The sequence below is a fragment of the Kitasatospora sp. NPDC059408 genome (assembly GCF_042751525.1).
In the GTDB taxonomy this organism is placed as follows: Bacteria; Actinomycetota; Actinomycetes; order Streptomycetales; family Streptomycetaceae; genus Kitasatospora.
Window position 1 is genome coordinate 47,503 of the sequence record NZ_JBHYWI010000046.1, and the last position, 23,586, is coordinate 71,088.

The 23,586-nt window shown below is 72.8% G+C and carries 22 protein-coding genes and 1 tRNA gene; 15 read left to right on the forward strand and 8 right to left on the reverse strand.

Annotated features, from left to right (window positions below; translation table 11 throughout):
- On the forward strand, positions 1-1,647 hold the full coding sequence (locus tag ACFXDE_RS27515) for an NADH-quinone oxidoreductase subunit N (protein ID WP_380497369.1): 1,647 nt from the start codon (positions 1-3) through the stop codon (positions 1,645-1,647).
- Positions 1,648-1,843: 196 nt separating this feature from the next.
- Positions 1,844-2,707, forward strand: a complete 864-nt coding sequence (gene htpX, locus ACFXDE_RS27520; RefSeq protein WP_380444771.1) for a zinc metalloprotease HtpX — start codon at positions 1,844-1,846, stop codon at positions 2,705-2,707.
- A gap of 324 nt (positions 2,708-3,031) precedes the next feature.
- Here the strand turns inward: htpX and ACFXDE_RS27525 are convergent, their stop codons facing one another.
- Positions 3,032-4,468, reverse strand: a complete 1,437-nt coding sequence (locus ACFXDE_RS27525; protein ID WP_380497371.1) for a PLP-dependent aminotransferase family protein — start codon at positions 4,466-4,468, stop codon at positions 3,032-3,034.
- On the opposite strand from ACFXDE_RS27525, the gene ACFXDE_RS27530 reads away from it, so the two are divergent.
- The 4 genes from ACFXDE_RS27530 to ACFXDE_RS27545 all read left to right on the forward strand — a co-directional run bounded on the left by ACFXDE_RS27530 (position 4,467) and on the right by ACFXDE_RS27545 (position 8,633).
- Positions 4,467-5,390, forward strand: a complete 924-nt coding sequence (locus tag ACFXDE_RS27530) for a DMT family transporter (protein ID WP_380497372.1) — start codon at positions 4,467-4,469, stop codon at positions 5,388-5,390. The genes ACFXDE_RS27525 and ACFXDE_RS27530 overlap by 2 nt on opposite strands.
- Positions 5,391-5,503: 113 nt before the next feature.
- The gene (gene ctaD, locus ACFXDE_RS27535) at positions 5,504-7,198 is read left to right on the forward strand and encodes a cytochrome c oxidase subunit I (RefSeq protein WP_380497388.1); all 1,695 of its coding nucleotides are present in this window, start codon (positions 5,504-5,506) and stop codon (positions 7,196-7,198) included.
- Positions 7,199-7,250: 52 nt separating this feature from the next.
- Positions 7,251-7,673 (forward strand): BlaI/MecI/CopY family transcriptional regulator, encoded by a 423-nt coding sequence (locus ACFXDE_RS27540; RefSeq protein ID WP_380435797.1) that lies wholly within the window; start codon positions 7,251-7,253, stop codon positions 7,671-7,673.
- Between the two features lie 3 nt (positions 7,674-7,676).
- Positions 7,677-8,633, forward strand: coding sequence for a M56 family metallopeptidase (locus ACFXDE_RS27545; RefSeq protein WP_380497373.1), 957 nt, complete (start codon positions 7,677-7,679; stop codon positions 8,631-8,633).
- Here ACFXDE_RS27545 and ACFXDE_RS27550 read toward each other — a convergent pair.
- Positions 8,630-9,316, reverse strand: coding sequence for an FMN-dependent NADH-azoreductase (locus tag ACFXDE_RS27550; protein ID WP_380497374.1), 687 nt, complete (start codon positions 9,314-9,316; stop codon positions 8,630-8,632). The genes ACFXDE_RS27545 and ACFXDE_RS27550 overlap by 4 nt on opposite strands.
- 74 nt (positions 9,317-9,390) lie before the next feature.
- Between ACFXDE_RS27550 and ACFXDE_RS27555 the strand changes: the two genes are divergently transcribed.
- Positions 9,391-10,275 (forward strand): sigma-70 family RNA polymerase sigma factor, encoded by an 885-nt coding sequence (locus tag ACFXDE_RS27555; protein WP_380497375.1) that lies wholly within the window; start codon positions 9,391-9,393, stop codon positions 10,273-10,275.
- A gap of 4 nt (positions 10,276-10,279) precedes the next feature.
- Here ACFXDE_RS27555 and ACFXDE_RS27560 read toward each other — a convergent pair whose 3' ends face one another.
- The 5 genes from ACFXDE_RS27560 to ACFXDE_RS27580 all read right to left on the reverse strand — a co-directional run bounded on the left by ACFXDE_RS27560 (position 10,280) and on the right by ACFXDE_RS27580 (position 13,792).
- The gene (locus ACFXDE_RS27560; RefSeq protein ID WP_380497376.1) at positions 10,280-10,405 is read right to left on the reverse strand and encodes a hypothetical protein; all 126 of its coding nucleotides are present in this window, start codon (positions 10,403-10,405) and stop codon (positions 10,280-10,282) included.
- 188 nt (positions 10,406-10,593) lie between these two features.
- Positions 10,594-10,857, reverse strand: coding sequence for a hypothetical protein (locus ACFXDE_RS27565; RefSeq protein ID WP_380497378.1), 264 nt, complete (start codon positions 10,855-10,857; stop codon positions 10,594-10,596).
- Between the two features lie 204 nt (positions 10,858-11,061).
- Positions 11,062-12,099 (reverse strand): phosphatase PAP2 family protein, encoded by a 1,038-nt coding sequence (locus ACFXDE_RS27570; protein ID WP_380497379.1) that lies wholly within the window; start codon positions 12,097-12,099, stop codon positions 11,062-11,064.
- 118 nt (positions 12,100-12,217) lie between these two features.
- The gene (locus tag ACFXDE_RS27575) at positions 12,218-13,336 is read right to left on the reverse strand and encodes a M24 family metallopeptidase (protein ID WP_380435811.1); all 1,119 of its coding nucleotides are present in this window, start codon (positions 13,334-13,336) and stop codon (positions 12,218-12,220) included.
- Between the two features lie 129 nt (positions 13,337-13,465).
- Positions 13,466-13,792, reverse strand: a complete 327-nt coding sequence (locus ACFXDE_RS27580) for a hypothetical protein (protein WP_380497380.1) — start codon at positions 13,790-13,792, stop codon at positions 13,466-13,468.
- A 320-nt stretch (positions 13,793-14,112) separates the two neighbouring features.
- On the opposite strand from ACFXDE_RS27580, the gene ACFXDE_RS27585 reads away from it, so the two are divergent.
- Positions 14,113-14,604 carry a hypothetical protein gene (locus ACFXDE_RS27585; protein ID WP_380435817.1) on the forward strand — a complete coding sequence of 164 codons (492 nt, stop codon included), beginning with the start codon at positions 14,113-14,115 and terminating at the stop codon, positions 14,602-14,604.
- 178 nt (positions 14,605-14,782) lie between these two features.
- On the forward strand, positions 14,783-15,397 hold the full coding sequence (locus tag ACFXDE_RS27590) for a hypothetical protein (protein WP_380497381.1): 615 nt from the start codon (positions 14,783-14,785) through the stop codon (positions 15,395-15,397).
- A gap of 98 nt (positions 15,398-15,495) precedes the next feature.
- Here the strand turns inward: ACFXDE_RS27590 and ACFXDE_RS27595 are convergent, their stop codons facing one another.
- On the reverse strand, positions 15,496-15,984 hold the full coding sequence (locus ACFXDE_RS27595; RefSeq protein WP_380435820.1) for a YajQ family cyclic di-GMP-binding protein: 489 nt from the start codon (positions 15,982-15,984) through the stop codon (positions 15,496-15,498).
- Positions 15,985-16,201: 217 nt separating this feature from the next.
- On the opposite strand from ACFXDE_RS27595, the gene ACFXDE_RS27600 reads away from it, so the two are divergent.
- The 6 genes from ACFXDE_RS27600 (at position 16,202) to kdpC (ending at position 23,448) form a co-directional block, all read left to right on the forward strand.
- Positions 16,202-16,282 (forward strand) — tRNA-Tyr (locus ACFXDE_RS27600).
- Between the two features lie 381 nt (positions 16,283-16,663).
- The gene (locus ACFXDE_RS27605; RefSeq protein ID WP_380497382.1) at positions 16,664-18,496 is read left to right on the forward strand and encodes an APC family permease; all 1,833 of its coding nucleotides are present in this window, start codon (positions 16,664-16,666) and stop codon (positions 18,494-18,496) included.
- Between the two features lie 429 nt (positions 18,497-18,925).
- Complete coding sequence (gene kdpF, locus ACFXDE_RS27610; RefSeq protein WP_037830997.1) at positions 18,926-19,015, forward strand: K(+)-transporting ATPase subunit F; 90 nt, start codon at positions 18,926-18,928, stop codon at positions 19,013-19,015.
- Between the two features lies 1 nt (position 19,016).
- Positions 19,017-20,678, forward strand: a complete 1,662-nt coding sequence (gene kdpA, locus ACFXDE_RS27615; protein WP_380435828.1) for a potassium-transporting ATPase subunit KdpA — start codon at positions 19,017-19,019, stop codon at positions 20,676-20,678.
- Positions 20,678-22,795: a potassium-transporting ATPase subunit KdpB gene (kdpB, locus tag ACFXDE_RS27620; RefSeq protein ID WP_380497383.1), complete on the forward strand. Its 2,118-nt coding sequence runs from the start codon at positions 20,678-20,680 to the stop codon at positions 22,793-22,795. Before kdpA ends, kdpB begins: the two co-directional genes overlap by 1 nt.
- A gap of 23 nt (positions 22,796-22,818) precedes the next feature.
- Positions 22,819-23,448 carry a K(+)-transporting ATPase subunit C gene (kdpC, locus tag ACFXDE_RS27625; protein ID WP_380497385.1) on the forward strand — a complete coding sequence of 210 codons (630 nt, stop codon included), beginning with the start codon at positions 22,819-22,821 and terminating at the stop codon, positions 23,446-23,448.
- Positions 23,449-23,586: the final 138 nt, after the last annotated feature.

Genomic DNA, 23,586 nt, shown 5'->3' on the forward strand with positions numbered 1-23,586 from the left:
ATGCTCGGAGCCCGGCTCGCCGAACTCGGACCTCACTCCACGGGGCAGCACACTGTGACCTCCCTCGCCGTACCCAACGCGGGCAGCCTGATCCAGTCCGTGGACTGGGTCGCGATCGCGCCGCCGCTGATCGCCGCCGTGGCCGCCCTCGCGGTGCTGGTCGCCGACCTCTTCCTGCCCGAGCGCCACAAGAAGTGGCTCGGCCGCCTCACCGCGGCCGGACTCGCCCTCGCGCTCATCTCGCTCCTCCCCCTCACCGGGGGATCACCCCGGGCTACGTTCTGTGCGCAGAACGTAGCAGGGGCCACTGACAACGCGGGCTGCTCGTACGTCGCGGACCACTTCGCCCTGGTGTTCCAGCTGCTCGCCCTCGGCGGCGCGCTGATCGCCGCGCTGCTCTCCGCGCACACCGTGGAGAGCGAGAAGCTGCCCGGCGGCGAGTACTGGTTCCTGCTGCTCTCCAGCGCCACCGGCGCCGCCCTGCTGCCCGCCTCCCGCGACCTCGCCACCATGGTGGTCGCCCTGGAGGTCGCCTCGCTGCCCGCCTTCGCGCTGGTGGCGCTGCGCCGGGACGGCCGGGGCGCCGAGGCCGCGCTGAAGTTCTTCGTCTCCTCCGTCACCGCGACCGCCGTGATGCTGCTCGGCGTCTCCTTCGTCTACGCGGCCAGCGGCAGCCTGCACCTCGGCGCCGTCGCCGAGGGCCTGGAGCACGCCCCCGCGCAGCTCAAGCCGCTGGCCGAGGCGGGCGCCGTCCTGACCCTCGTCGGCTTCGCCTTCAAGGTGGCCGCCGTCCCGTTCCACTTCTGGGTGCCCGACACCTACACCGGCGCACCGCTGCCCGTCGCCGGCTACCTGTCGGTCGTCGGCAAGGCGGCCGGCCTCTCCGGCCTGGCGCTCGCCACCACGGTGGCGTTCCGCCCGTACGCCCACACCTGGGGCCTGGTGCTCGCGGTGCTCGCCGCCGTCACCATGACCGTCGGCAACGTCGGCGCGCTGCGCCAGCGTTTCGACACCCGCTACAGCGCGGTCCGGCTGCTCGCCTGGTCCTCCGTCGGCCAGGCCGGGTACCTGCTGGTGCCGCTCGCCGCCGCCGGCTACGCGCCCACGGCCGCCGACCCGCTGGGCGCCACCGCCGCGTACGCGCTGATCTACGGGGTCGTGAACCTCGGTGCGTTCGGCGTGGTCGCGGCGGTCGGCCGGCGGGCCGGCACCAGCGTGGACGACTTCCGCGGGCTGTTCGCGCGGAGCCGCTGGACGGCGCTCGCCCTGGCCTTCTTCCTGCTCTGCCTGGCCGGGCTGCCGCCGGGCGTGATCGGGCTCTTCGGCAAGGTCGTGGTGTTCCGGGCGGCCGTCGACGCCGGGCTGGGCTGGCTGGCCGTGGTCATGGCCGTCAACGTCGTCGTCGCGCTGTACTACTACCTGCTCTGGACGGCCCGGTTGTTCGCTCCGGCGGCGGTCGCGGCCGGCGGCGACGGTGGTACCGAGGCAGGCGTCGGTGCAGGCGTCGGTGCAGGCGTCGAGGGAGGCGTCGAGAGTCGGCTTCCGTTGAGTCTGACGGCGACGCTGGGGCTCACCGCTTCGGTCGCCGTGGTGTTGTCGATCGCTCCGCAGCTCGTGCTCCAGGTGGTGGGTGGCAGCCTGTTCTGACCCGTCGGGCGGGCGGGTATCGGGCTTCGCGGTGCGGGCCGGGCGGGCTCTGAGGTGGGTGGGCACTCGGGGGTGAGGGTGGTGTCACCTCTGTCGGCTGTGTCACAAGGGAACAAGGTCCCCGGCCCCGCCCGTTGACCGGGCAAGAGGGACGAGGCAGAAAGGGCTTCCCCACCGCGCCTTTGGAGGGCCTGACGTGCACCGCCGGCACAACGGACTGAGGACCGCCGTCCTGCTCGGCGGCCTCTCGGCGCTGATCCTGGTGATCGGCGGCTTCTTCGGCCGGAGCGGCCTCGTGATCGCCCTGCTGGTCGCCGTCGGGACCAACGCCTACGCGTACTGGAACAGCGACAAGCTCGCGCTGCGGGCCATGCGGGCCCGGCCGGTCAGCGAGATCGAGGCGCCGCAGCTCTACCGGATCGTCCGGGAGCTCTCCACCTCCGCCCGCCAGCCGATGCCCCGGCTCTACATCTCGCCCACCCCCGCCCCCAACGCCTTCGCCACCGGCCGCAACCCGCGCAACGCGGCGGTCTGCTGCACGGACGGCATCCTGCAACTGCTCGACGAGCGCGAGCTCCGGGGGGTGCTCGGCCACGAGCTGAGCCACGTCTACAACCGGGACATCCTGATCTCGTCGGTCGCCGGGGCGCTCGCCTCGGTGGTGATGTTCCTCGTGAACTTCGCCTGGCTGATCCCCTTCGGACGCAGTGAGGACGACGACGGGCCGGGCCTGTTCGGGATGCTCGCGATCATGATCCTCGGACCGCTGGCGGCCGGGCTGATCCAGCTCGCGGTCAGCCGCTCCCGCGAGTACCAGGCCGACGCGGACGGTGCCCGCATCACGGGGGATCCGCTGGCGCTGGCCAGTGCGCTGCGGAAGCTGGACGCCGGTACGCGGCGGCTGCCCCTGCCGCCGGAGCCTCAGCTGCAGACGGCGAGCCACATGATGATCGCCAGTCCGTTCCGGCCGGGTGAGGCTGGGGCCCGGTTGTTCTCGACGCATCCTCCGATGGGGGAGCGGATCGCTCGGCTTGAGCGGATGGCGGGGTATCGGGGCTGAAGGTTCCGCTGCGCGGGGCTTGGGGTGCGGGGTGGGCTTTCGGGTGGGTGGGGGGTGCCGGGGGGGGGGGGGGGGGGTTGGGGGGGGGGGGGGGGGGGCGGGGGGGGGGGGGGGGGGGGGCCGCTCCGGGGGCTGGATGATTTTCCGACTGCCGACTCTGTGGGTGGGGGGCTTGGATCGTTGGCAGTCTGAAAATCACCCGTCACGCCCCTCTCCGCGGCCACCCCCTCCGCCACCCCCTCCCGCAGCGCTCCCTCTCGCTGGGGAGGGATGAGGGGTGGGGGGTGGGTGGGGGTGGGGGGTGGTTTGGGTGGGTGCGGGGGGCTATGAGGTCAGGGATTCGTACGCCCTCCTCAGGCGGTGGATGCCCTCGGTCGCTTGTGTGGCGCTCTCGGCTGCCGCGTAGCTGAGGCGGAGGTGCGCTGCCGGGGGTTCTGCCGGGTGGTACGGGCGGCCGGGGGTGACGAGGACGCCGGTTCGCAGGGCCGCTGCGGTGAGGGCGGCGTCGTCGGTGCCGTCCGGCAGGCGTAGCCACAGGTGGTAGCCGCCCGGGCGGTAGTCGTCGAGGAAGCCCGGCAGTTCGCGGTGCAGGGCGGTGACGGTGGCGGTGCGGCGGTCCTGGAGTTCGGCCCCCAGGGTGCGCAGGTGGCGGGGCCAGCCGGGGTCGGAGACGAGTTCCAGGGTGGCCTCCTGGAGCGGGCGGGGCACGAAGAAGCTGTCCACGACCTGGGTGGCCCGCAGTCGTGCGAGGGCCGGGCCGTGGGCGGTCAGGGCCCCGACCCGCAGGTTGGGCGAGGCCGCCTTGGTCAGGGAGCGCAGGTGGACCACGACGCCGTCCTGGTCGTCGGCGGCCAGCGGGCGGGGCAGCGCGGGGGCGTCGGTGTGGACGAGCAGCCGGGCGAAGTCGTCTTCGAGGACGAACGCCCCGGCGGCGCGGGCGATCCGCAGGACCTCGGTGCGCCGTTCGGGGGAGAGCACCGCGCCGGTCGGGTTCTGGAACAGCGGCTGGCAGACGAAGAGCCGGGCCCGGCTGGCCGCGAAGGCGTCGGCCAGCAGGTCGGTGCGGACGCCGTCGGCGTCGACCGGGACGGGGACGGGCCGCAGCCCGGCCGCGTGCAGGACCGCGAGGATCCCCGGGTACGTCGGGGACTCCACCAGGACGGGTGTGCCGGGCGCGGCGAGCGCCCGCACCGCGACGGTGAGGCCGCCCTGTCCGCCGGCGGTGATCAGGACGTCTCCGGCGCCGATCGGGCCGCCGGTGCCGCCGATGTCCCGGGCGAACCAGCCGCGCAGTTCGGTGAGGCCGTCGGCGGGCGGGCGGTCCCAGGCGCCGGGGCGGCGTCCGGCCCGGGCGAGGGCGCCGGCCAGCAGGCGTTCGGGGAGCAGGCCGGCGTGCGGGTAGCCGCTGTTGAGGTCGATGACGTCGGGCGGCGGCACGTTGAGGGTGGCCATCACCGGTGCGGCGAGCAGGTCGCGCGGGCCGGAGCCGGCGCTGAGCGCGACCTCCTGCCAGGAGAGGTCGCCCGTGCGGGCGCTCGGCGCGGCGGCGGAGTGGGCGGCCCGGAACACCCCGGCTCCCGGCCGGGAGACGACCAGCCCCTCGGCCGCGAGGACGGCGATCGCCCGGGAGACCGTCACCGGGCTGACCTGGTGGCGCTCGACGAGGGCGCGGCTGGACGACAGCTTTCGCCCTTCGGGGTAGCACTCCACCTCGCGGCGCAGGCTTTCGGCGAGTTCGGCCACACTGCTACGCTCGTTCATGAAGGCACAAGATAGCGCTATTCGAATGTCGGCGATAGCACCGCGGATCGTCGGCCCTGGTTCGGCAGCGGCCTCCGGCACCCTGCCCGCCGCCCTCGGGGTGCTCCTCTTCTCGTTCAGCTTCCCGGCCACCTCCTGGGCCCTCACCGGCTTCGGCCCCTGGACGGCCACCGGGCTGCGCGGGGCCGGGGCGGGCCTGCTCGCCGCCCTCTACCTGGCGGCCGTCCGCGCCCCGCTGCCGACCCGGCGGCAGTGGCCCGGCCTGCTCGTCGTCGCGGCGGGCTGCGTCCTCGGCTTCCCGCTGCTCACCACGCTCGCCCTGCGGATGTCCTCGACGGCGCACTCGGCGGTGGTCATCGGCCTGCTGCCGCTGGCGACGGCGGTGTTCGCGGCGTGGCGCACCGGCCGTCGGCCGTCCCGGGCGTTCTGGGGCGCCGCGCTGGTGGGGGCGGCGGCCGTGATCGCGTTCACCCTGCTGCAGAGCCACGGCCGGCCGAGCGCCGCGGACTGCCTGCTGTTCGCGGCGCTGCTCGTCTGCGCCGCCGGGTACGCGGAGGGCGGGCGCCTGTCGCGGGACCTGCCGGGTGCTCAGGTGATCGCGTGGGCGGTGGTGGCCGCACTGCCCGCGACCGTGCTGACCACCGCGCTCGCGTTGCCCGCCGAGCCCGTCCACCCGGGCGCGAAGGCGCTGGTCGGGCTGGCGTACACGGCGGCGGTGTCGCAGTTCGGCGGGTTCGTGCTCTGGTACCGGGGGATGGCGGCGATCGGCGTGCCGAGGGCGAGCCAACTCCAGCTCGCGCAGCCGCTGTTGACGCTGGTGTGGGCGGTTCTGCTGCTGGCCGAGGACCTGCCGGCGGCGGCTCCGGTGACGGCCGTGGTGGTGCTCGTCTGCATCGCCGTCACCCAGCGCGCCCGTGCGTGAGGGCCTGTTCGGGTGATGCGCCGCGCGCGCCCCGGGCTTCGGTGGGCGGCCGCTGGTAGTGGTGGGTCCGACCACCGCCAGCCCGAGCCCGGAAGGCGCGCCGCGTGACTCTCCTGCCGAAGGACGTCGTGGACCGGGCCCGTCTGCGCCGACGCCGGCGCGGGCGGGCCCTGGTGGGCTGGCTGACCACGACCGACCACAAGCGGATCGGCACCCTCTACATCACGACGTCGTTCCTGTTCTTCCTCGCCGGCGGCGTCATGGCACTGCTGATGCGGGCCGAACTGGCGCGCCCGGGGCTGCAGTTGATCGACAACGAGCGGTTCAACCAGCTGTTCACCATGCACGGCACGATCATGCTGCTGATGTTCGCGACCCCGCTCTTCGCGGGCTTCGCCAACTGGATCATGCCGCTGCAGATCGGCGCACCGGACGTCGTCTTCCCCCGGTTGAACGCGCTCGCCTACTGGCTCTACCTGTTCGGCTCGCTGATCGTCATGTTCGGTTTCCTGACCCCGGGCGGCGCGGCCGACTTCGGCTGGTTCGCCTACGCGCCGCTCAACAGCCGGATGCACAGCCCGGGCCACGGCGCGGACCTGTGGATCATGGGACTGGCGCTCTCCGGGTTCGGGACCATCCTCGGCTCGGTCAACTTCGTCACGACGATCGTCTGCTTCCGGGCGCCGGGCATGACGCTGTTCCGGATGCCGATCTTCGTCTGGAACGTCCTGCTCACCGCGGTCCTGGTGCTGTTCGCCTTCCCGGTGCTGGCGGCGGCGCTGCTCTGCCTGGAGTCGGACCGGCGGTTCGGCTCGCACGTCTTCGACCCGGCCAACGGCGGGGCGATGCTGTGGCAGCACCTGTTCTGGTTCTTCGGGCACCCCGAGGTGTACATCATCGCCCTGCCGTTCTTCGGCATCGTCACCGAGATCATTCCGGTGTTCAGCCGCAAACCGGTCTTCGGCTACTCCGGCCTGATCGGCGCGACGGTCGCCATCACCGGCCTGTCGATCACGGTCTGGGCGCACCACATGTTCGTCACCGGGCAGGTGCTGCTGCCGTTCTTCTCGATCATGACGATGCTGATCGCGGTGCCCACCGGGGTGAAGTTCTTCAACTGGATCGGCACGATGTGGCGGGGCTCGCTGAGCTTCGAGACGCCGATGCTGTGGACCGTCGGCTTCCTGGTGACCTTCCTGTTCGGCGGGCTCACCGGGGTGCTGCTGGCCGCGCCGCCGATCGACTTCCACGTCTCCGACTCGTACTTCGTCGTCGCGCACTTCCACTACGTGGTGTTCGGGACGGTGGTGTTCGCGATGTTCGCCGGATTCCACTTCTGGTGGCCGAAGTTCACCGGGCGGATGCTGGACGAGCGGCTCGGCCGGATCCACTTCTGGACGCTGTTCACCGGCTTCCACGCCACCTTCCTGGTGCAGCACTGGCTGGGCGCCGAGGGCATGCCGCGCCGGTACGCCGACTACCTCGCCTCGGACGGGTTCACGACGCTGAACACCGTCTCCAGCATCGGCTCGTTCCTGCTCGGGGCCTCGACGCTGCCGTTCCTCTACAACGTGTGGCGGACGGCGAAGTACGGGAAGCCGGTGGAGGAGGACGACCCCTGGGGGTACGGGCGGTCGCTGGAGTGGGCCACGTCGTGCCCGCCGCCGAGGCACAACTTCGTGACGCTGCCGAAGATCCGCTCGGAGTGCCCGGCGTTCGACCTGCACCACCCGGAGATCGCGGAGCTCGACCGGAGGCGGAACGGCCCCCGGGACCGCCCGTCCGGCGGGGTTCGCTCGTTAGGATGAGCGGCGTGCCCCGCCGGCTCCGGGGCGCGGCATCCGGAGGGAGTGGGCCGTCATGGCAGACGAGAGGCACGCCCCGGCCGGGGACGCCCCCGCCCGGCGACGCGGCCAGGGCGAGCTGGAGGCCCAGGTGCTGGCGGTGCTCCAGCGCGCGCCCGGCCCGGTCACTGCGGGGTGGGTGCAGGAACGCCTGGACGGCGGCCTGGCGTACACCACCGTGATGACGATCCTCTCCCGGCTGCACGCGAAGAACGCCGTCTCCCGGACCCGCTCCGGCCGCTCCTACCTCTGGCAGGCGTCCTCCGACGCGGCCGGGCTCGCCGCCCTGAGGATGCGCCGGATGCTCGACGGCGAGGCCGACCGGGACGCCGTCCTGGCGAGCTTCGTGAGCGCCCTGCTCCCGCACGACGAGGAGCTGCTGCGCGCGCTCCTCGACTCCGCGTCCGCCGATCCGGCAGCGGCCGACCGTGAGAGCTGACCCGTGGGCTTCTTCGTCTTCCTCCCGCTGATCCTGCCGCTGACGGCGGTGCCGATCGCGCGCCTCACCGGGCAGCACCTGCACCCGCGGGGCGCGGCCCGGCTGATGACCGTGATCAGCGCGGTGATGGCGGTCTGCAGCGTGCTGTGCCTCGGCCTGATCGGCGTGGTCGGCACCGCGCAGATCCCCGGCAACCCGCTGCCGGACAGCTGGTCCGACCCGGAGGTGCGGGCCGCGCTGCCCTACCACGAGACGGTCGGGACGGCCGCGATGTGGCTGCTGGTCCTGGTCGGGGCGGCCTGCCTGCGGACCGCGGCCCGACACCTGCGGGTGCGGGCCCGGGCCCGGCGGGCGCTGGACGGCCTGCCGGCGTGCTCCGGGCCGGACGCCGACCTCGCGGTGCTGCCGGACGCCAGCCCGTACGCGTACGCGCTGCCGGGGTCGCCGGGGCGGGTCGTGGTGTCCACCGGGATGCTGGAGGGCCTGGCCGAGGACGAGCGCGAGGCGCTGGTCGCCCACGAGCGCGCGCACCTGGTGCACCGGCACCACCGCTACCTGCTGGCCACCCAGCTCGCGGCCAACGTGAACCCGTTCCTGCGCCCGCTCCAGGAGGCGGTGGCCTTCAGTGCGGAGCGCTGGGCGGACGAGGACTCGGCGCAGGCGGTGGGGGACCGGCGGATCACCGCGCGGGCGGTGGCCCGGGCGGCCCTCGTCGCGCGTCCCGTGCCGTCCCCGGGCTTCGCGGCCTTCGCCGCCCCGGCACCGGCCCCCGGCCCGGTGCCGCGCCGGGTCGCCGCGCTGCTCGGCCCGGTGCCGTCCGACCGCAACTGGCCGCCGGCGAAGACCCCGGCGGGCCTGGCCGCGATGGTCGCCGCGGTCGGGACGGCGGCGTCGGCGCTGTGCGCGCTCAACGCCGCCGTGGCGCTGCTCGTCGTCCTGAAGGCCGTCACCCCGTTCTAAGTGGCGGCCAGTGCGTCGAGCGTGGCCCCGGCCCGTGCGAGCGACTCCGCGGCGATCGGCCGGAGCCCGTTCAGCGCGGGCACGTCGTCGGCGCGGGTGAGCTCGGCGGTGACGACGTGCAGGTTCTCCTCGGCGACGCCGAGGTTGCCGAAGTACGCCCGCAGGTACGGGACCTGGAAGTCCTGGTGCTCGCGCGGGGTGCCCGGCCCGTAGCCGCCGCCGCGGACGGCGACGACCACGACGCGGGTGCCGCCCAGCAGCTTCGCGCCGGTGTCCGGGTCGACGTAGGCGCCGGGGAAGGAGACCCGGTCGATCCACGCCTTGAGGCCGGTGGAGACCGTGAAGTTGTACATCGGGGACCCGACCACCAGGGTGTCCGCGGCCAGCAGCCGGTCGATCAGCGGGCGGGTCAGCGCCCACTCGCGCTCCTCGTCCGGGGTCTCGGCGAGCGCGGCGACGTCGTCCAGGGGGAGCCCGCCCTTGCGCTCGGTGCGGCGGCCGAGGGCGTCGTAGGCGGCGTGCACCGCGGGCACCGGGTCGGCGACGAGGTCGTGGTGGCGGTGGGTGGCGGCGGCGCCGTGCCGGGCGCGCCAGACGGCGGCGAAGCGGGCGGTCAGGGCGCGGCTGACCGAACCCTCCGGGCTGATGCTGGAGTCCAGGTGGAGCAGGGTGGTGGACGTCATGGTGCTCTCCTCGTCACCTCGGGGTCGGGCGGAACGTCATACCGGTGACGGGCCGGGCCGAGGAAAGGTGACCGATGAGCGGGGACGGATTTCCGGACGACGCGCTCGCCGCGCGCTTCGAGGCCGAGCGCGGGCGGCTGCGGGCGGTGGCGCAGCGGATGCTCGGCTCGACGGGCGAGGCGGAGGACGCCGTCCAGGAGGCCTGGCTGCGGCTCGGCCGGACCGACCCGGCGGAGGTGGCGAACCTGCCGGGCTGGCTGACCACCGTCGTCTCCCGGATCTGCCTGGACCTGTTGCGGGCCCGCGCGGTGCGCCGCGAGGAGCCGGCCGACGAGGCGCTGCCGGACGGGCCGGCCGGGGCCGGGGACCCGGAGGAGGAGGCGTTGCTGGTCGAGTCGGTCGGCCGGGCGCTGCTCGTGGTGCTGGACCGGCTGGGCCCGGCCGAGCGGGTCGCCTTCGTGCTGCACGACGGCTTCGCGGTGCCGTTCGAGCGGATCGCGCCGATCGTCGGCCGGACGCCGGTGGCCGCCAAGAAGCTGGCCAGCCGGGCCCGGCAGCGGGTGCGCGGGACGGCCGCCGGCCCGCCGGAGCGCCTGGCCGGGCACCGGCGGGTCGTGGAGGCCTTCCTGTCCGCCGCGCGCGGCGGGGACCTGGACGAGCTGCTGGCGGTGCTCGCGCCGGACGTCGTCCGTCGGGCCGACCCGGCCGCGCTGCCCGCCGGGCGCTCCCTCGTCGCGCGCGGGGCGCTCACCGTCGCGCGGGAGACGACGGTCTTCGGCCGCCGGGCCCGGTTCGGCGCGGTGGCCCTGGTGGACGGCGTGCCCGGGATCCTGATCGCGCCGGGCGGACGGCTGCGGCTGGTGCTGCGGGTGGCGGTCGCGGACGGCCTGGTGGCCGGGTACGAGGTGGTCGCCGACCCGGCCCGGCTGGCCGGACTGGAGCTCGCGGTGCTGCCGTAGGGCGTCAGGACTCGTCGGCGAGCCGGACGGTCATCTTGCCGGTGCTGCCGATTACGCGGCCGGCGCCGAGCAGCCGGGCGAACCGGCCGGCGGTGGCGCCGACGCCGCCGGCCGCGGCCGAGACGAACACCGTCTCGTCGGGCCGCAGCTCGGTGCCCCGGCCGGCCTCGCCGTCACCGGCCTGGGGCCGCGCCCGCCCAGCCGCTCCGTCGGGTACGTGACCACGCCCGAGCCGGCCGCGACGGCCGCCGTCCGGGCGGTGATCCGCGAGCTGCGGGCCGGGCCGCTGCCGGAGGGGCTCGTGGCGGCCCGTCCGGTTCAGTCCTCCAGCGACTCCCGCAGCGTGCGGAACTCCGCCGCCAGCGCGTCCAGCGTGTAGTGCGCGTTGAGCCCGCTCGGGTTCGGCAGCACCCACACCTCGGTCCCGCCGATGCCCTCCGGCTGCCGCCCGATCACGGCCTTCCGCGCCCCGAAGGCCGTCCGGTAGGCGCCGATCCCGAGGACGGCGAGGACGGAAGCGGCACTTTGGGTGAGAGTGCAGCTACTCAGTGATAGCGTCGGAGCGCCGACTGCGATAGCCAAGCGTCGGCATTGGAATGAACGCCGCAGGGCTTGCGGTGTCAGGGCGTGGAGCCTTAGCCGTTGGGCAGGCCGTGAATCGCCAACCTGGCAACCGGGTAACCGGAAGCCCAGTCCGGACAGTGGGCCGGAGGGAATCCCTGTCCTTGTGACCGGGAGGAAGCCAAGCCGCAGAACAGGACGCGTTCGGCCATCGATAGCACCCGATCACGTGGTGTCCTTCGTGGGTGGAAGCGACCTGGTGGCGGGTGCCACGTGCACCCGCCTCTTTTCAGTTCCCCCGCGCCCGGTCCGGCGGGAGCGCAGCCACCGGAGGCCGAGGACGACGACGGCCGCGTACGTCCAGCCGGCCAGGATGTCGACGATGAAGTGTTCGGCGCCGTACACCAGCGTGAAGGCCATCGCGAGCGGATAGGCGACGAGCAGCGCGCGCAGCCAGGGGCGGGCGGTCGGCCAGAAGAAGAACAGCAGCATCGCCGGGTAGGCGGAGTGCAGCGAGGGCATCGCGGCGACGTCGTTGGCGAACTGGCTGCCGTTCTCGAAGACGGACTGCGCCTGCGGCAGCCCGATGTCGGAGAGCGTCGAGGACACCACCCGGGTGAGCCCGGGCAGGTGGCCCTCCTGGGCGACCAGCCACGGCGGGTCGGCCGGGTAGAGCAGGTAGGTCGCGAAGCCGGCGAAGGTCAGCACCAGGTAGCAGGTGAGCAGCCGGACGTACCGCGCGTGGTCGCGCCGCCAGAGCACCGCGAGGACCACGAAGACCAGGAAGAAGTGCGAGAGGTAGACCGTGACCGCCGCGTAGTCGTACCAGTGCGGCGAGCCGGGCGTGTAGAGCGCGTCCTGGAGCCGGACGGTCCACGTCCGTCCGAAGCCGAGCACCTCGTCGGCGTCCAGCTGCGGCAGCCAGTGCGGCGCCCAGGGGGTGTGCGCGCCGTAGCCGCGCAGCAGCGAGTACGTCCACACCGCGGCCATGACCGGGACCCAGTCGCGCAGGACCAGGAGGAAGCCGCGGGGGCCGTGTCCGCTGTGCACTGCGGCGGTCAGCAGGGCGCCGATCAGCCAGCAGAAGACCACGTCGTTGGCGGACGGCAGGCCGTTGCCGCGCACGTACCAGGCGAGGGAGGCCAGGTAGAGCGGCCAGGCGAGCAGCCGCAGCGGCCGGAGTCTGGCCGCCGCGCCCACCGGGCCGGGCCGCCCGGCCCGCACGAGTCGTGGTGGTGGGGCCGGCCGCAGCAGGTTGGTCATGCCCGCTGAAACTAGCGGCGCAAGCTGGGAGGAGCCTTGATGAACGATGACCGGATCTTAAGAAAGTCCTACTCGTGCTGGGTGGTGTGGGTCGGTCCGGTGCGGCCTCGCAGCCGGTTCAGGAGACGATGCCGAGCTCGTGCGGGGTGTTGTTGAACCGCCGACCGCCGTTCGCCGTGACGGTGACGATGTCCTCGATCCGCACCCCGAAGCGGCCGGGCAGGTAGATCCCCGGCTCGATCGAGAAGCACATGCCCGGCACCAGCGGCTGCTCCTCGCCCTCGACCAGGTACGGCGGTTCGTGCGTGGTGATGCCGATGCCGTGGCCGGTGCGGTGGATGAAGTGCTCGCCGTATCCGGCGTCGGTGATCACCCGGCGGGCGATCCGGTCGATCTCCTGGCAGGTGACGCCGGGGCGGACGGCCTCGAACGCGGTCTGCTGGGCCCGCCGGACCACGTCGTGCACCTTGCGCACCTCGGCCGGGACGTCCGTGCCGACGTGGACCGTCCGCGTGGTGTCCGAGCCGTAGCCGTCCTTGAGGCCGCCGAAGTCGAGCACCACGGTGTCGCCCCGCTCGATCACCCGGTCGCCGGCCTCGTGGTGCGGGTTGGCGCCGTTGGGCCCGGAGCCGACGACGGTGAAGTCGACCTGGCTGTGGCCGTACTGGATGAGCAGCGCGCCCAGGTCGGCGGCGACGTCGGTCTCCCGGCGCCCGGCGAACTCGACCTCCAGGACGCCCCGGTACGCGGCGTCCGCGGCGCCGCCGGCCGCGGCGAGGCGCTCCAGCTCGTCGGCGTCCTTGACCGCGCGCAGCATCGGCAGGCTCGCGGTGAGCGAGGTGAAGCCGGTGCCGGGCAGCGCGCCCTGCAGGCCGAGCAGGTGCATGGCCCACGCGTTGTCGGAGACGCCGTACCGCCCGGCCGGGTCGAGCAGCGGGGCGGCGGTGGCGTACGGGTCCTCGCCGTCGCTCCAGTCGAGCAGCCGGACGGCCGGGGCACCGGGGGCCTTCTCGGCGTCCGGGCGCTCCAGCCGGGGGACGACCAGCGCGGGCTCGCGGCCGGTGCCGAGCACCAGGGCGGTGAGGCGCTCGGTGATCGCGGTGGGCTGGTAGCCGCACAGGTAGACCAGGTCGGGGCCGGGGGCGACGACCAGGCCGGCCAGTCCGGCGGCGGTCGCGTCGGCGGCGGCGCGGGCCAGCCGGGCGCGGTAGTCCTCGGTGGTGAAGGGTCGGGGCACGGGTCTTCCTCCTCAAGGTCCGGACGGGCTGCTGCCTGGAACTCCATCACGCGTCCGGGGCCCCGTCACCCGTCCGGGGCCAGCGCGGTGGGCCGGAGCTCCGCCGGGCGCGGGCCGCCCGGGACGCCGTCACGCCCGCGCGGCGGCGGCGAAGTGACGCAGGAACAGCGCCTCGACGTGGGCCATGTGCTCGATCTCGCCCGGGTCGACGCTCTCGTTCGGCGCGAACACGAGCGCCGGGACGAGGTAGAGGAAGACGCAGGCCAGGCCGTAGACCGCCATGGTCGGGGCGGAACGCAGGCTGGCCACCGAGCTGGTGGTCATCAGGGCGAGCGTGAGCCAGGACATCCGCGGGGCGGCGGCGACCCGGGCGGCCACCGCTCCGCCGCGCTCCCGGGTGGCGGGGCCGGCCTGCGGGCCGTCCGGGCGGGGCGGGGGCGCGTCCGTGGAACTCATCCGGGTCCTCCTCCGGTGCGGGGTCCTCGTCCGGTACGGGCGCCGGGGGTGGGCTCCGGGGGCGGGCTCCGGGAGGGGTGCCGGGAGGGGTGCCGGGGCGGGCCGTACCCGGCCAGTTCACCCGTCTGCCCGGAGCGCCGCATGCGGCGCGCGCCCGCCCGGGTGACCGCGCATCGGTCCCGTCGGTGCGCCGGTGAGCGGCGCCGCCGCCCAAACGCGCGGTCCGGGAGCGGGAGTTCGAGCACCCGTGCGGACTCCGGACGGGCACGGAATCATAAATTCCGGGCCGGTTGTCGGTGCGGTGGGACACGATGTCGGGCATGTCGTATGAACTCCAGGCGCTGATCGGCACGTTGGAGCTGCTGACGGTCGCGGCGGCCGAAGTGCCGGCCGCGCGGGTGGCGCCGCTCGCACAAGGACTGGCGCTGATCCCGGCCACTCCCGCGTTCCTGTCCGCCTTCCGGGCCGACGGTGACGAGCGCAAGTCCGAAGGCGGCGCCGGCTTCGCCTGGCACCCGGACGGCTTCGAACTGCGGCTCGCGGCCTGGTCCAAGGCGGGCCCGGTCGCCTGCGTCGAGGCCGACTTCTTCGGCGGAACCGGCACCCAGCGCGCCGCCGTGTGGACCGACGGCCGGCTCGAACTGGGCCCGCTCAGCAGCGCGTTCGAGCCCTTCGCGCCCGGCGGAAGCCCGATCTCCCGCGTCCTGCGGCAGCTCGGCGCCCGGGTGGAGGAGGGGCGGGTGGACGAGTTCGAGGCGGTCGGCCTCGGCGCCCACCGCAGCACCGAGGGCTGGGCGGCGACGGCGGGTTGAGCCGTGCCGGGCCGAGCCACGTCGGGCGCGGGGGCCGCCGCTGGGGGCCGCTGCCGGGGCCGCCGCTGGGGCCGCCGCGCCACCGTTCGGCGTACGTGCGGTGGCTGCGTCCGGGTGGCTGCCCCACGGTGTGAGTCAGGCGATCTCGCCCCACTCGTACCGAGAGGAAGCAGTACCCATGCGTGCCACCTGGATGGCCGCCGCGCTGACCGCAGCCCTCGCGCTGACGCCGGTCGCCTCGGCATCCGCCACCGCCGCGGGCAACGGCTCCGCGGCCCCCCGAACCCCCGTCGTCTCGGCCCCGCTCGCCGACGACCCGCTCCCGAGCGTCCCCGTGCCGAGCGTCCCCGTGCCGAGCGTCCCGGCCCCGGCGGTCCCCGCCCTGCCGTCCGTCCCGGCCCCCGCGGTCCCGGCCCTCCCCGCCACCCCGGACCTGTCCGGCATCATCAAGACGGTCACCGATCTGCTGTCGAGCGTGACCTCCTCCGTCCCCGGCGTCGTGGGTCAGCTGCTGGCGACCGTGACCAACCTCCTGTCGGGCCTGCTCGGCTCGCTGCCGGCACCCCCGTCACTGCCGGTGACCGTGCCCTCGGTGACCCCGCCGGCCCCGCCGAAGCTCCCGTCCACGGCCACCCCGGACGCCCGGGATGCCCAGGACACTCGGGGCGACAGGGACGCTCGGGACGCTCGGGACGTGAACGAGCGGCTCGCCTCTCTCAAGGCGCAGGCCCAGGCCCTGGCCGACGCCACGGCGGCCCGTACCGCCCTCCACCCCCACCCCGCCGCCGGCTGACCCCACCCGCCGCACCCCACGGCCCGACGACAAAGGCCCCGGTCCCGCACCCAGGACCGGGGCCTTGCCGTCGCCGCTTCGGATCGGCCGGGAGGGCGTCAGCGGTAGTTCACGAACTGGAGCGCGAAGTCCAGGTCCTTGCCCTTGAGGAGGGCCTGGACGGTCTGGAGGTCGTCGCGGCTCTTGGAGCTGACGCGCAGTTCGTCGCCCTGGACCTGGGCCTTGACGCCCTTGGGGCCCTCGTCCCGGATGATCTTCGCGACCTTCTTGGCATCGTCGGTGGTGATGCCCTCCTTCACGTTCGCGAAGATCTTGTACTCCTTGCCGGACAGCTGCGGCTCGGCGGCGTCCAGGGCCTTCAGCGACAGCCCGCGCTTGACGAACTTCGTCTGCAGCACGTCGAGGATGGCCCGGACGCGCTCCTCGCCGTTGGCCTTCATCTCGATCTTCTCGCCGGAGCGGCTGATCTCGGCGCCGACGTTCTTGAAGTCGAAGCGGGTGGCGATCTCACGGGAGGTCTGGTTGATCGCGTTGTCGACCTCCTGCCACTCGACCTTCGAGACGATGTCGAAACTGGAGTCGGCCATGGGTGTTGGTCTCCTTGATGCTCTGGCTTCACTGGCACGGCACGCCGCACCGGGCGCCCCGCCGCCCCAGCCTATCCAGCGGTGCCCTGTCGCCGCCCCCGACAGCCACGCCGAAGGCCTTGATCATCGCGTGACCAATCGAGTGGCGAACCACCCCCCGGCATCGGGTATCGTTTACGGAGTCGAACAGGGCAAGGCCCCGGGAGACACCAATCCTGGCTGGTTGCCCGAGCGGCCAAAGGGAGCAGACTGTAAATCTGTCGCGCAAGCTACGCAGGTTCGAACCCTGCACCAGCCACCGGATGGAGAACAGCCCCTGATCTGCGGAAACGCGGATCAGGGGCTGTTTTCGTTTTTCTCCGCGTTCCGCCCGGCGGGTCGATCGGGTGGCGACTTATTGCACATTGCTTGCAATTGCAGGTGGCAGGCAGCAGAGTGGGGGCCACGGGGGTGGGAGTCCTTCCCGTCTTCCCAAGCGGCGACCGCCGTGACGTGGCCCGCCCACCCCCGTCCAGACCTTCCACCGTGCGCCCGCCGCGCTCCCGTCGTGCCTCCGGGCGCGGCGTCAACGACGCGTAAAAGGCGTTCCCGGCCGCGTCAGGATCGCGTAGGGGCCGGAGTCCCGCCGGGGCCGTGACCCGCAGGATCGGAGCAACTACCGACTGCGGAGGTCCCGTCGATGTCCAGCGCCATCTCCACCCCGGCCGTCGAGGCCGACCCCCAGCCCCCGGACGCCGGCGCGGGTGACGAACGGCACCGCCTCTCGGCCCTCGGCGGCCTGGCCGCCCTCTCGCTGGACGCCATGGCCTCGGTGGCGTACGGGCCGGAGTCGATCGTCCTGGTGCTCGCCGCGGCCGGGGCGTACGGGCTGGGCTTCACGCTCCCCGTCACGGTGGCGATAGCCGTCCTGCTGGCCGTGCTGGTGGCGTCCTACCGGCAGGTGATCGCGGCCTTCCCGGACGGCGGCGGGTCGTACGCGGTGGCCAAGGAGCACCTGGGCCGCCGGACCGCCCTCACGGCCGCGGCCTCGCTGGTCATCGACTACATCCTGAACGTCGCGGTCTCGGTGACGGCCGGCGTGGCCGCGCTCACCTCGGCCGTGCCGGGCCTGTACGACGACCGGGTCTGGCTCTGCCTCGGCGTGCTGGCCCTGGTGACGGCCGTCAACCTCCGCGGCATCGCCGAGTCGGCCCGCTGGTTCATGGCGCCGACCGCCGTCTTCGTCCTCTCGATCATGGCGATCATCGTGGTCGGCCTGTTCCGGGACGCCCCCGCCAGCACCGCGGCCGCCGCCGGCCACGCGTCCGTGCTGGCCGAGAACGCGACCACCGTCGGAGCACTGCTCCTGCTGAAGGCCTTCGCGGCCGGCTGCTCGGCGCTGACCGGCGTCGAGGCGGTGGCCAACGCCGTCCCCTCCTTCCGTACGCCGCGCGTCAAGCGCGCCCAGCACACCGAGGTCGCGCTGGGCGCGCTGCTCGGCGTGATGCTGATCGGACTGGCCGTGCTGATCGGCCGCTTCCACCTCCAGCCGGTCGAGGGCGTCACCGTGCTCGCCCAGCTGGCCGACGCCTCGCTCGGGCACGGCGCCGCGTTCTACGTCGTCCAGTTCTCCACCGTGGTCCTGCTCGGCCTGGCCGCCAACACCTCCTTCGGCGGCCTGCCCGTCCTGCTCCACCTGCTGGCCCGGGACAACCACCTCCCGCACGTGTTCGCGCTGCGCGCCGACCGGCAGGTGCACCGGCACGGCGTCCTCTTCCTCGCGATCGTCTCGGCGGCGCTGCTGGTCGGCTCCGGCGGTGACGTCAACAGCCTGGTGCCGCTGTTCTCCATCGGCGTTTTCGTCGGCTTCACGATCTGCCAGGTCGGCATGGTCAAGCACTGGTACCTGCACCGGCCGGCCAACTGGCGGTGGAAGGCCGCGCTGAACGGCTTCGGCGCCGTGCTCACCGGTGTCGCGACGCTCGTCGTGACCGGCACCAAGTTCACCGAGGGCGCCTGGGGCATCGTGGTGGCGCTGCCGCTGCTGGTGCTGCTCTTCGAGCTGATCCACCGCGGCTACGAGCGGATCGGCGAACGCCTGGAGCTGGGCCGGGTGCCCGGCGCGGTGGTCCGCCGGCGCAGCCTGGTCGTCGTCCCGGTGACGGCGATCACCCGGCTCACCAGGGACGGCCTGTCGGCGGCGCTGTCGCTCGGCGACGAGGTCATGGCGGTGACCGTCGTGCACGAGCAGGCCGAGGCCGAGGCGCTGCGGCGGGACTGGGAGCTGTGGGACCCGGGCGTGCCCCTGGTGGAGATCCCGGACGGCCACCGCCGGCTGGGCCAGCCGATCGCGGAGTTCGTCAACAGGCTGGGGGAGGAGCACGCGTACGACCGCCTGACGGTGCTGATCCCCGAGGTGGAGCCCGCCCACTGGTACCAGCGGGCGCTGCAGAACCGGCGGGGCGCCGTGATCGACCGCGCCCTGCGCCGGAGCACCGACGCGGTCGTGTGCCGCCTGCGCATGAGGATGTGACCGGCGCCCCCACCGCACCCAGTACGCACCTGACCTGCACATTCGGATACGAACGGTCCCGGACGGAACGCCCCGTCCGGGACCGTTCCGCGTCCTGGCACCCGTCCGCGTCAAGGTCGCGTCAACGTCCACCGTTCACCCGTATGGAGGGCGTCAGGAACCCATAACGCCCCTCTGATGGCTGGTTTGCTGCTTCAGCCGGTCTTCCGCCGGTGCCGCGACCAGCCCCCCGGCCGGTCGCGGCAGTCTCCCGAACCACGCTGGTGGAGCCCATGTCCGACCTCATCTACGTCGGTGTCACGGTCGCCGTGTTCGCCGTCATCGCCCTGATCGCGCGGGGGGTGGAGAAGCTGTGAGTGAGCGCAGCGAACGAACCATCCAGGGGCGCGTGTGGCGCGAAGCGGCTGCCGAGCGAAGCGAGGTGGACGCATGAGCGCCGAGAACCTCGCAGGTCTGATCGTGGCCGTCGCTCTCGTCGGCTACCTCGTCGTCGCGCTGATCTTCCCGGAGAAGTTCTGACATGGGATCCACTCTCGCTGGCTGGTTGCAGGCCATCGCCCTCGTCGGCGCGCTGGCCCTGTGCTACCGCCCCCTCGGCGACTACATCGCCGGGCTCCTCACCTCGGCCAAGCACCTCAGAGTCGAGCGCGGCATCTACAAGGTGATCGGCGTGGACGGCGACGCCGACCAGCGCTGGCCGGTCTACCTCCGCTCGGTGCTGGCCTTCTCGGCGGTCTCCGTCCTCTTCCTCTACGCCCTGATCCGGCTGCAGACCTTCCTCCTGCTGAACCTGGGTGTTCCGCAGATGGAGGGCCACCAGGCCTGGAACACCGCGATCTCGTTCGTCACCAACACCAACTGGCAGTCCTACAGCGGCGAGTCCGCGATGGGCCACCTGGTGCAGATGATGGGCCTGGCGGTGCAGAACTTCGTCTCCGCGGCCGTCGGCATCGCCGTCGTGGCCGCGCTGATCCGGGGCTTCACGCGCAACCGCACCGACCGCGTCGGCAACTTCTGGGTGGACCTCACCCGGATCTCGCTGCGGCTGCTGCTGCCGCTGTCGATCGTCTTCGCCCTGGTGCTGGCCGCCAGCGGCGTGATCCAGAACTTCCACGGCTTCACCGACGTGCACACCCTGTCGGGCGAGGTCCAGAAGATCCCGGGCGGCCCGGTGGCCTCCCAGGAGGTCATCAAGCTCCTGGGCACCAACGGCGGCGGCTTCTTCAACGCCAACTCGGCGCACCCGTTCGAGAACCCGACCGGTTTCTCGAACCTGGTCGAGATCTTCCTGCTCCTGGTGATCGCCTTCGCCCTGCCGCGCACCTTCGGCCGGATGGTCGGCGACAACCGCCAGGGCTACGCGATCGTCGCCGTGATGGGTCTGTTCTGGGTCGCCTCGGCCGCCCTGCTCACCTTCGCCGAGTCGCAGCACGGGGGCACCGCCCTGCAGGCCGCGGGCGCCGCGATGGAGGGCAAGGAGCAGCGCTTCGGCATCGCGGCCAGCTCGCTGTTCGCCGCTTCGACGACGCTGACGTCGACGGGTGCGGTCAACTCCTTCCACGACTCGTTCACGCCGTTCGGCGGCGGTCTGACGATCTTCAACATGATGCTGGGTGAGATCGCGCCCGGCGGCACCGGATCCGGCCTGTACGGCATGCTGGTGCTGGCCATCGTCGCGGTCTTCGTGGCCGGCCTGATGGTCGGGCGCACCCCCGAGTACCTGGGCAAGAAGCTCGGCGGCCGCGAGATGAAGTTCGCCTCGCTGTACATCCTCACCACCCCGACCATCGTGCTGGTCGGCACCGGTGTGGCGATGGCGCTGCCGGGTGAGCGGGCCGGGATGCTCAACTCGGGCGCCCACGGCTTCTCCGAGGTGCTGTACGCGTTCACCTCGGCCGCCAACAACAACGGCTCGGCCTTCGGCGGCATCACCGTCAACACCGACTGGTACGACACCGCGCTCGGTCTGGCGATGGTCTTCGGCCGCTTCCTGCCGATCGTCTTCGTCATGGCGCTGGCCGGATCGCTCGCCCAGCAGCAGCCGGTCCCGGCCACTCCGGGCACCCTGCCCACTCACAAGCCGCTGTTCGTGGGCCTGCTGTCCGGCGTGATCCTGATCGTCGTCGGCCTCACCTACTTCCCGGCCCTGGCTCTCGGGCCGATCGCGGAAGGTCTCTCCTGATGTCCACCCCTACGCTCACCCCCGCACCGGCCGACAAGGCCGAGGCCGCCGCCGGCTCGCACAGAGTGTCCAGCGGGCTGCTCGACCCGAAGCTGCTGCTCACCTCGCTGCCGGACGCGGTGAAGAAGCTCGACCCCCGGGTGATGATCAAGAACCCGGTCATGTTCGTGGTCGAGGTCGGCTCGGTCGTCACCACCGTTTCCGCGATCGCCCACCCGTCGGTCTTCGCCTGGTCGATCACCGTCTGGCTCTGGCTCACCACGATCTTCGCCAACCTGGCGGAGGCCGTCGCCGAGGGCCGCGGCAAGGCCCAGGCCGACACCCTGCGCAAGACCAAGACCGAGTCGGTCGCCCGCCGCCTGCTGGACTGGCCGAAGAGCCAGGCCGAGGAGGAGGTCCCCGGGACCGCGCTCCAGCTGGGCGACCACGTGGTGGTCGAGGCCGGGCAGATCATCCCGGGCGACGGCGACGTCGTCGAGGGTGTCGCCTCGGTCGACGAGTCGGCGATCACCGGTGAGTCCGCGCCGGTGATCCGCGAGTCCGGCGGCGACCGCAGCGCCGTCACCGGCGGTACGAAGGTGCTGTCGGACCGGATCGTGGTGAAGATCGCCTCGGAGCCCGGCAAGTCGTTCATCGACCGGATGATCGCCCTCGTCGAGGGCGCCGCCCGGCAGAAGACGCCGAACGAGATCGCGCTCAACATCCTGCTGGCCTCGCTGACCATCGTCTTCCTGGTCGCGGTCGTCACGCTCCAGCCGATGGCGACCTTCGCGGGCGCCCCGCAGTCGATGATCGTCCTGGTCGCCCTGATCGTGGCGCTCATCCCGACCACCATCGGCGCGCTGCTGTCCGCGATCGGCATCGCCGGCATGGACCGCCTGGTGCAGCGCAACGTGCTGGCGATGTCCGGCCGCGCCGTCGAGGCCGCCGGCGACGTCAACACCCTGCTGCTCGACAAGACCGGCACCATCACCCTGGGCAACCGCCAGGCCGCCGAGTTCCTGCCCGCCCCGGGCGTGGAGACCGACGAGCTGGCCAGTGCCGCGCAGCTGTCCTCGCTCGCGGACGAGACCCCCGAGGGCCGCTCGATCGTGGTCCTGGCGAAGACCGAGTACGGCCTGCGGGCCCGCGCCCAGGGCGAGCTGACGCACGCCACCTGGGTCCCGTTCACCGCCCAGACCCGCATGTCGGGCGTGGACCTGGACGAGCCCGAGGGCGTCCACCAGGTCCGCAAGGGTGCGGCCGGCGCCGTCACCAACTGGGTGAACGAGAACGGCGGTTCGGTCGGCGGCGAGGTCGCCACCCTGGTCGACGGCATCTCCGCGGCCGGCGGCACCCCGCTGGTGGTCGCCACGAAGATCGCCGACGCTCCGGCCAAGGTCCTCGGGGTCATCCACCTCAAGGACGTGGTCAAGGAGGGCATGCGCGAGCGCTTCGACGAGCTGCGCCGGATGGGCATCAAGACCATCATGATCACGGGCGACAACCCGCTGACCGCCAAGGCGATCGCGGAGGAGGCCGGCGTGGACGACTTCCTCGCCGAGGCCACGCCCGAGGACAAGATGGCCCTGATCAAGAAGGAGCAGGAGGGCGGCAAGCTGGTCGCGATGACCGGCGACGGCACCAACGACGCCCCCGCGCTCGCCCAGGCCGACGTCGGCGTCGCGATGAACACCGGGACCATGGCGGCCAAGGAGGCCGGCAACATGGTCGACCTCGACTCCAACCCGACCAAGCTGATCGAGATCGTCGAGATCGGCAAGCAGCTGCTCATCACCCGCGGCGCGCTGACCACGTTCTCGATCTCCAACGACGTGGCCAAGTACTTCGCGATCATCCCCGCGATGTTCGCCGGCGTGTACCCGGGCCTGCGGCACCTCAACATCATGGGCCTGCACAGCCCGCAGTCCGCGATCACCTCGGCGATCATCTTCAACGCCCTGGTCATCATCGGCCTCATCCCGCTCGCCCTGCGCGGCGTCCGTTACCGTCCTTCCGACGCGAGCTCCCTGCTGAGCCGCAACATCGGGATCTACGGCATCGGCGGACTGATCGTGCCGTTCGTCGGGATCAAGCTGATCGACCTCGTCGTCCAGTTCATCCCCGGCCTCAGCTGACGCAGGGAAAGGAAAGAAGCATCATGTCCAAGCCCCTGCCGACGACCGTCCGCACCCACTTCACCGCGCTGCGGATGCTGCTGGTCCTGACGGTGATCCTCGGGATCGCGTACCCGCTGCTGGTCACCGGCATCTCGCAGGTCGCCTTCAGCGACAAGGCCAACGGCTCGATCGTGAAGTCCGACGGCAACCAGGTCGGTTCGAGCCTGCTCGGCCAGAACTACAACCTGCCGAAGAAGAACCCGGACGACCCGAAGGAGGAGCCGGTGCCGGACCCGAAGTGGTTCCAGCCCCGCCCCTCCGCGAACAACTACGCCGGCGACAACTCGGGCGCCTCCAACCTCGGCCCGAACAGCGACGACCTGCTGAAGGCCGTCAACGACCGCCGCGCCGCGGCCGCCGAGTTCGACGGCGTCGACCCGGCGAGCGTCCCGGCGGACGCGCTGACCTCCTCCGGTTCCAGCCTCGACCCGCACATCTCGGTGGCCTACGCCAAGGAGCAGGTCAACCGGGTCGCCAGGGAGCGCAAGCTCCCGGTGGAGACGGTCGCCAAGCTGGTCGACACGTACACCGAAAGCCGTTCCCTCGGTTTCCTCGGCCAGGAGGGCGTCAACGTCGTCCTCCTCAACAAGGCGATCGCGGAACAGAAGTGACAGCCCTACCGCTGGAGCTGTGAAACGGGCCGACCCGGGCGGGGCACCCACCCCCCCGCCGGGGGGGCCCCGTACCCCCCCTCCCCCCGGCGGGGCCCCCCGCGCCCCCCGCCCCGCCGGGCCCGGGCGCTCAGCGCC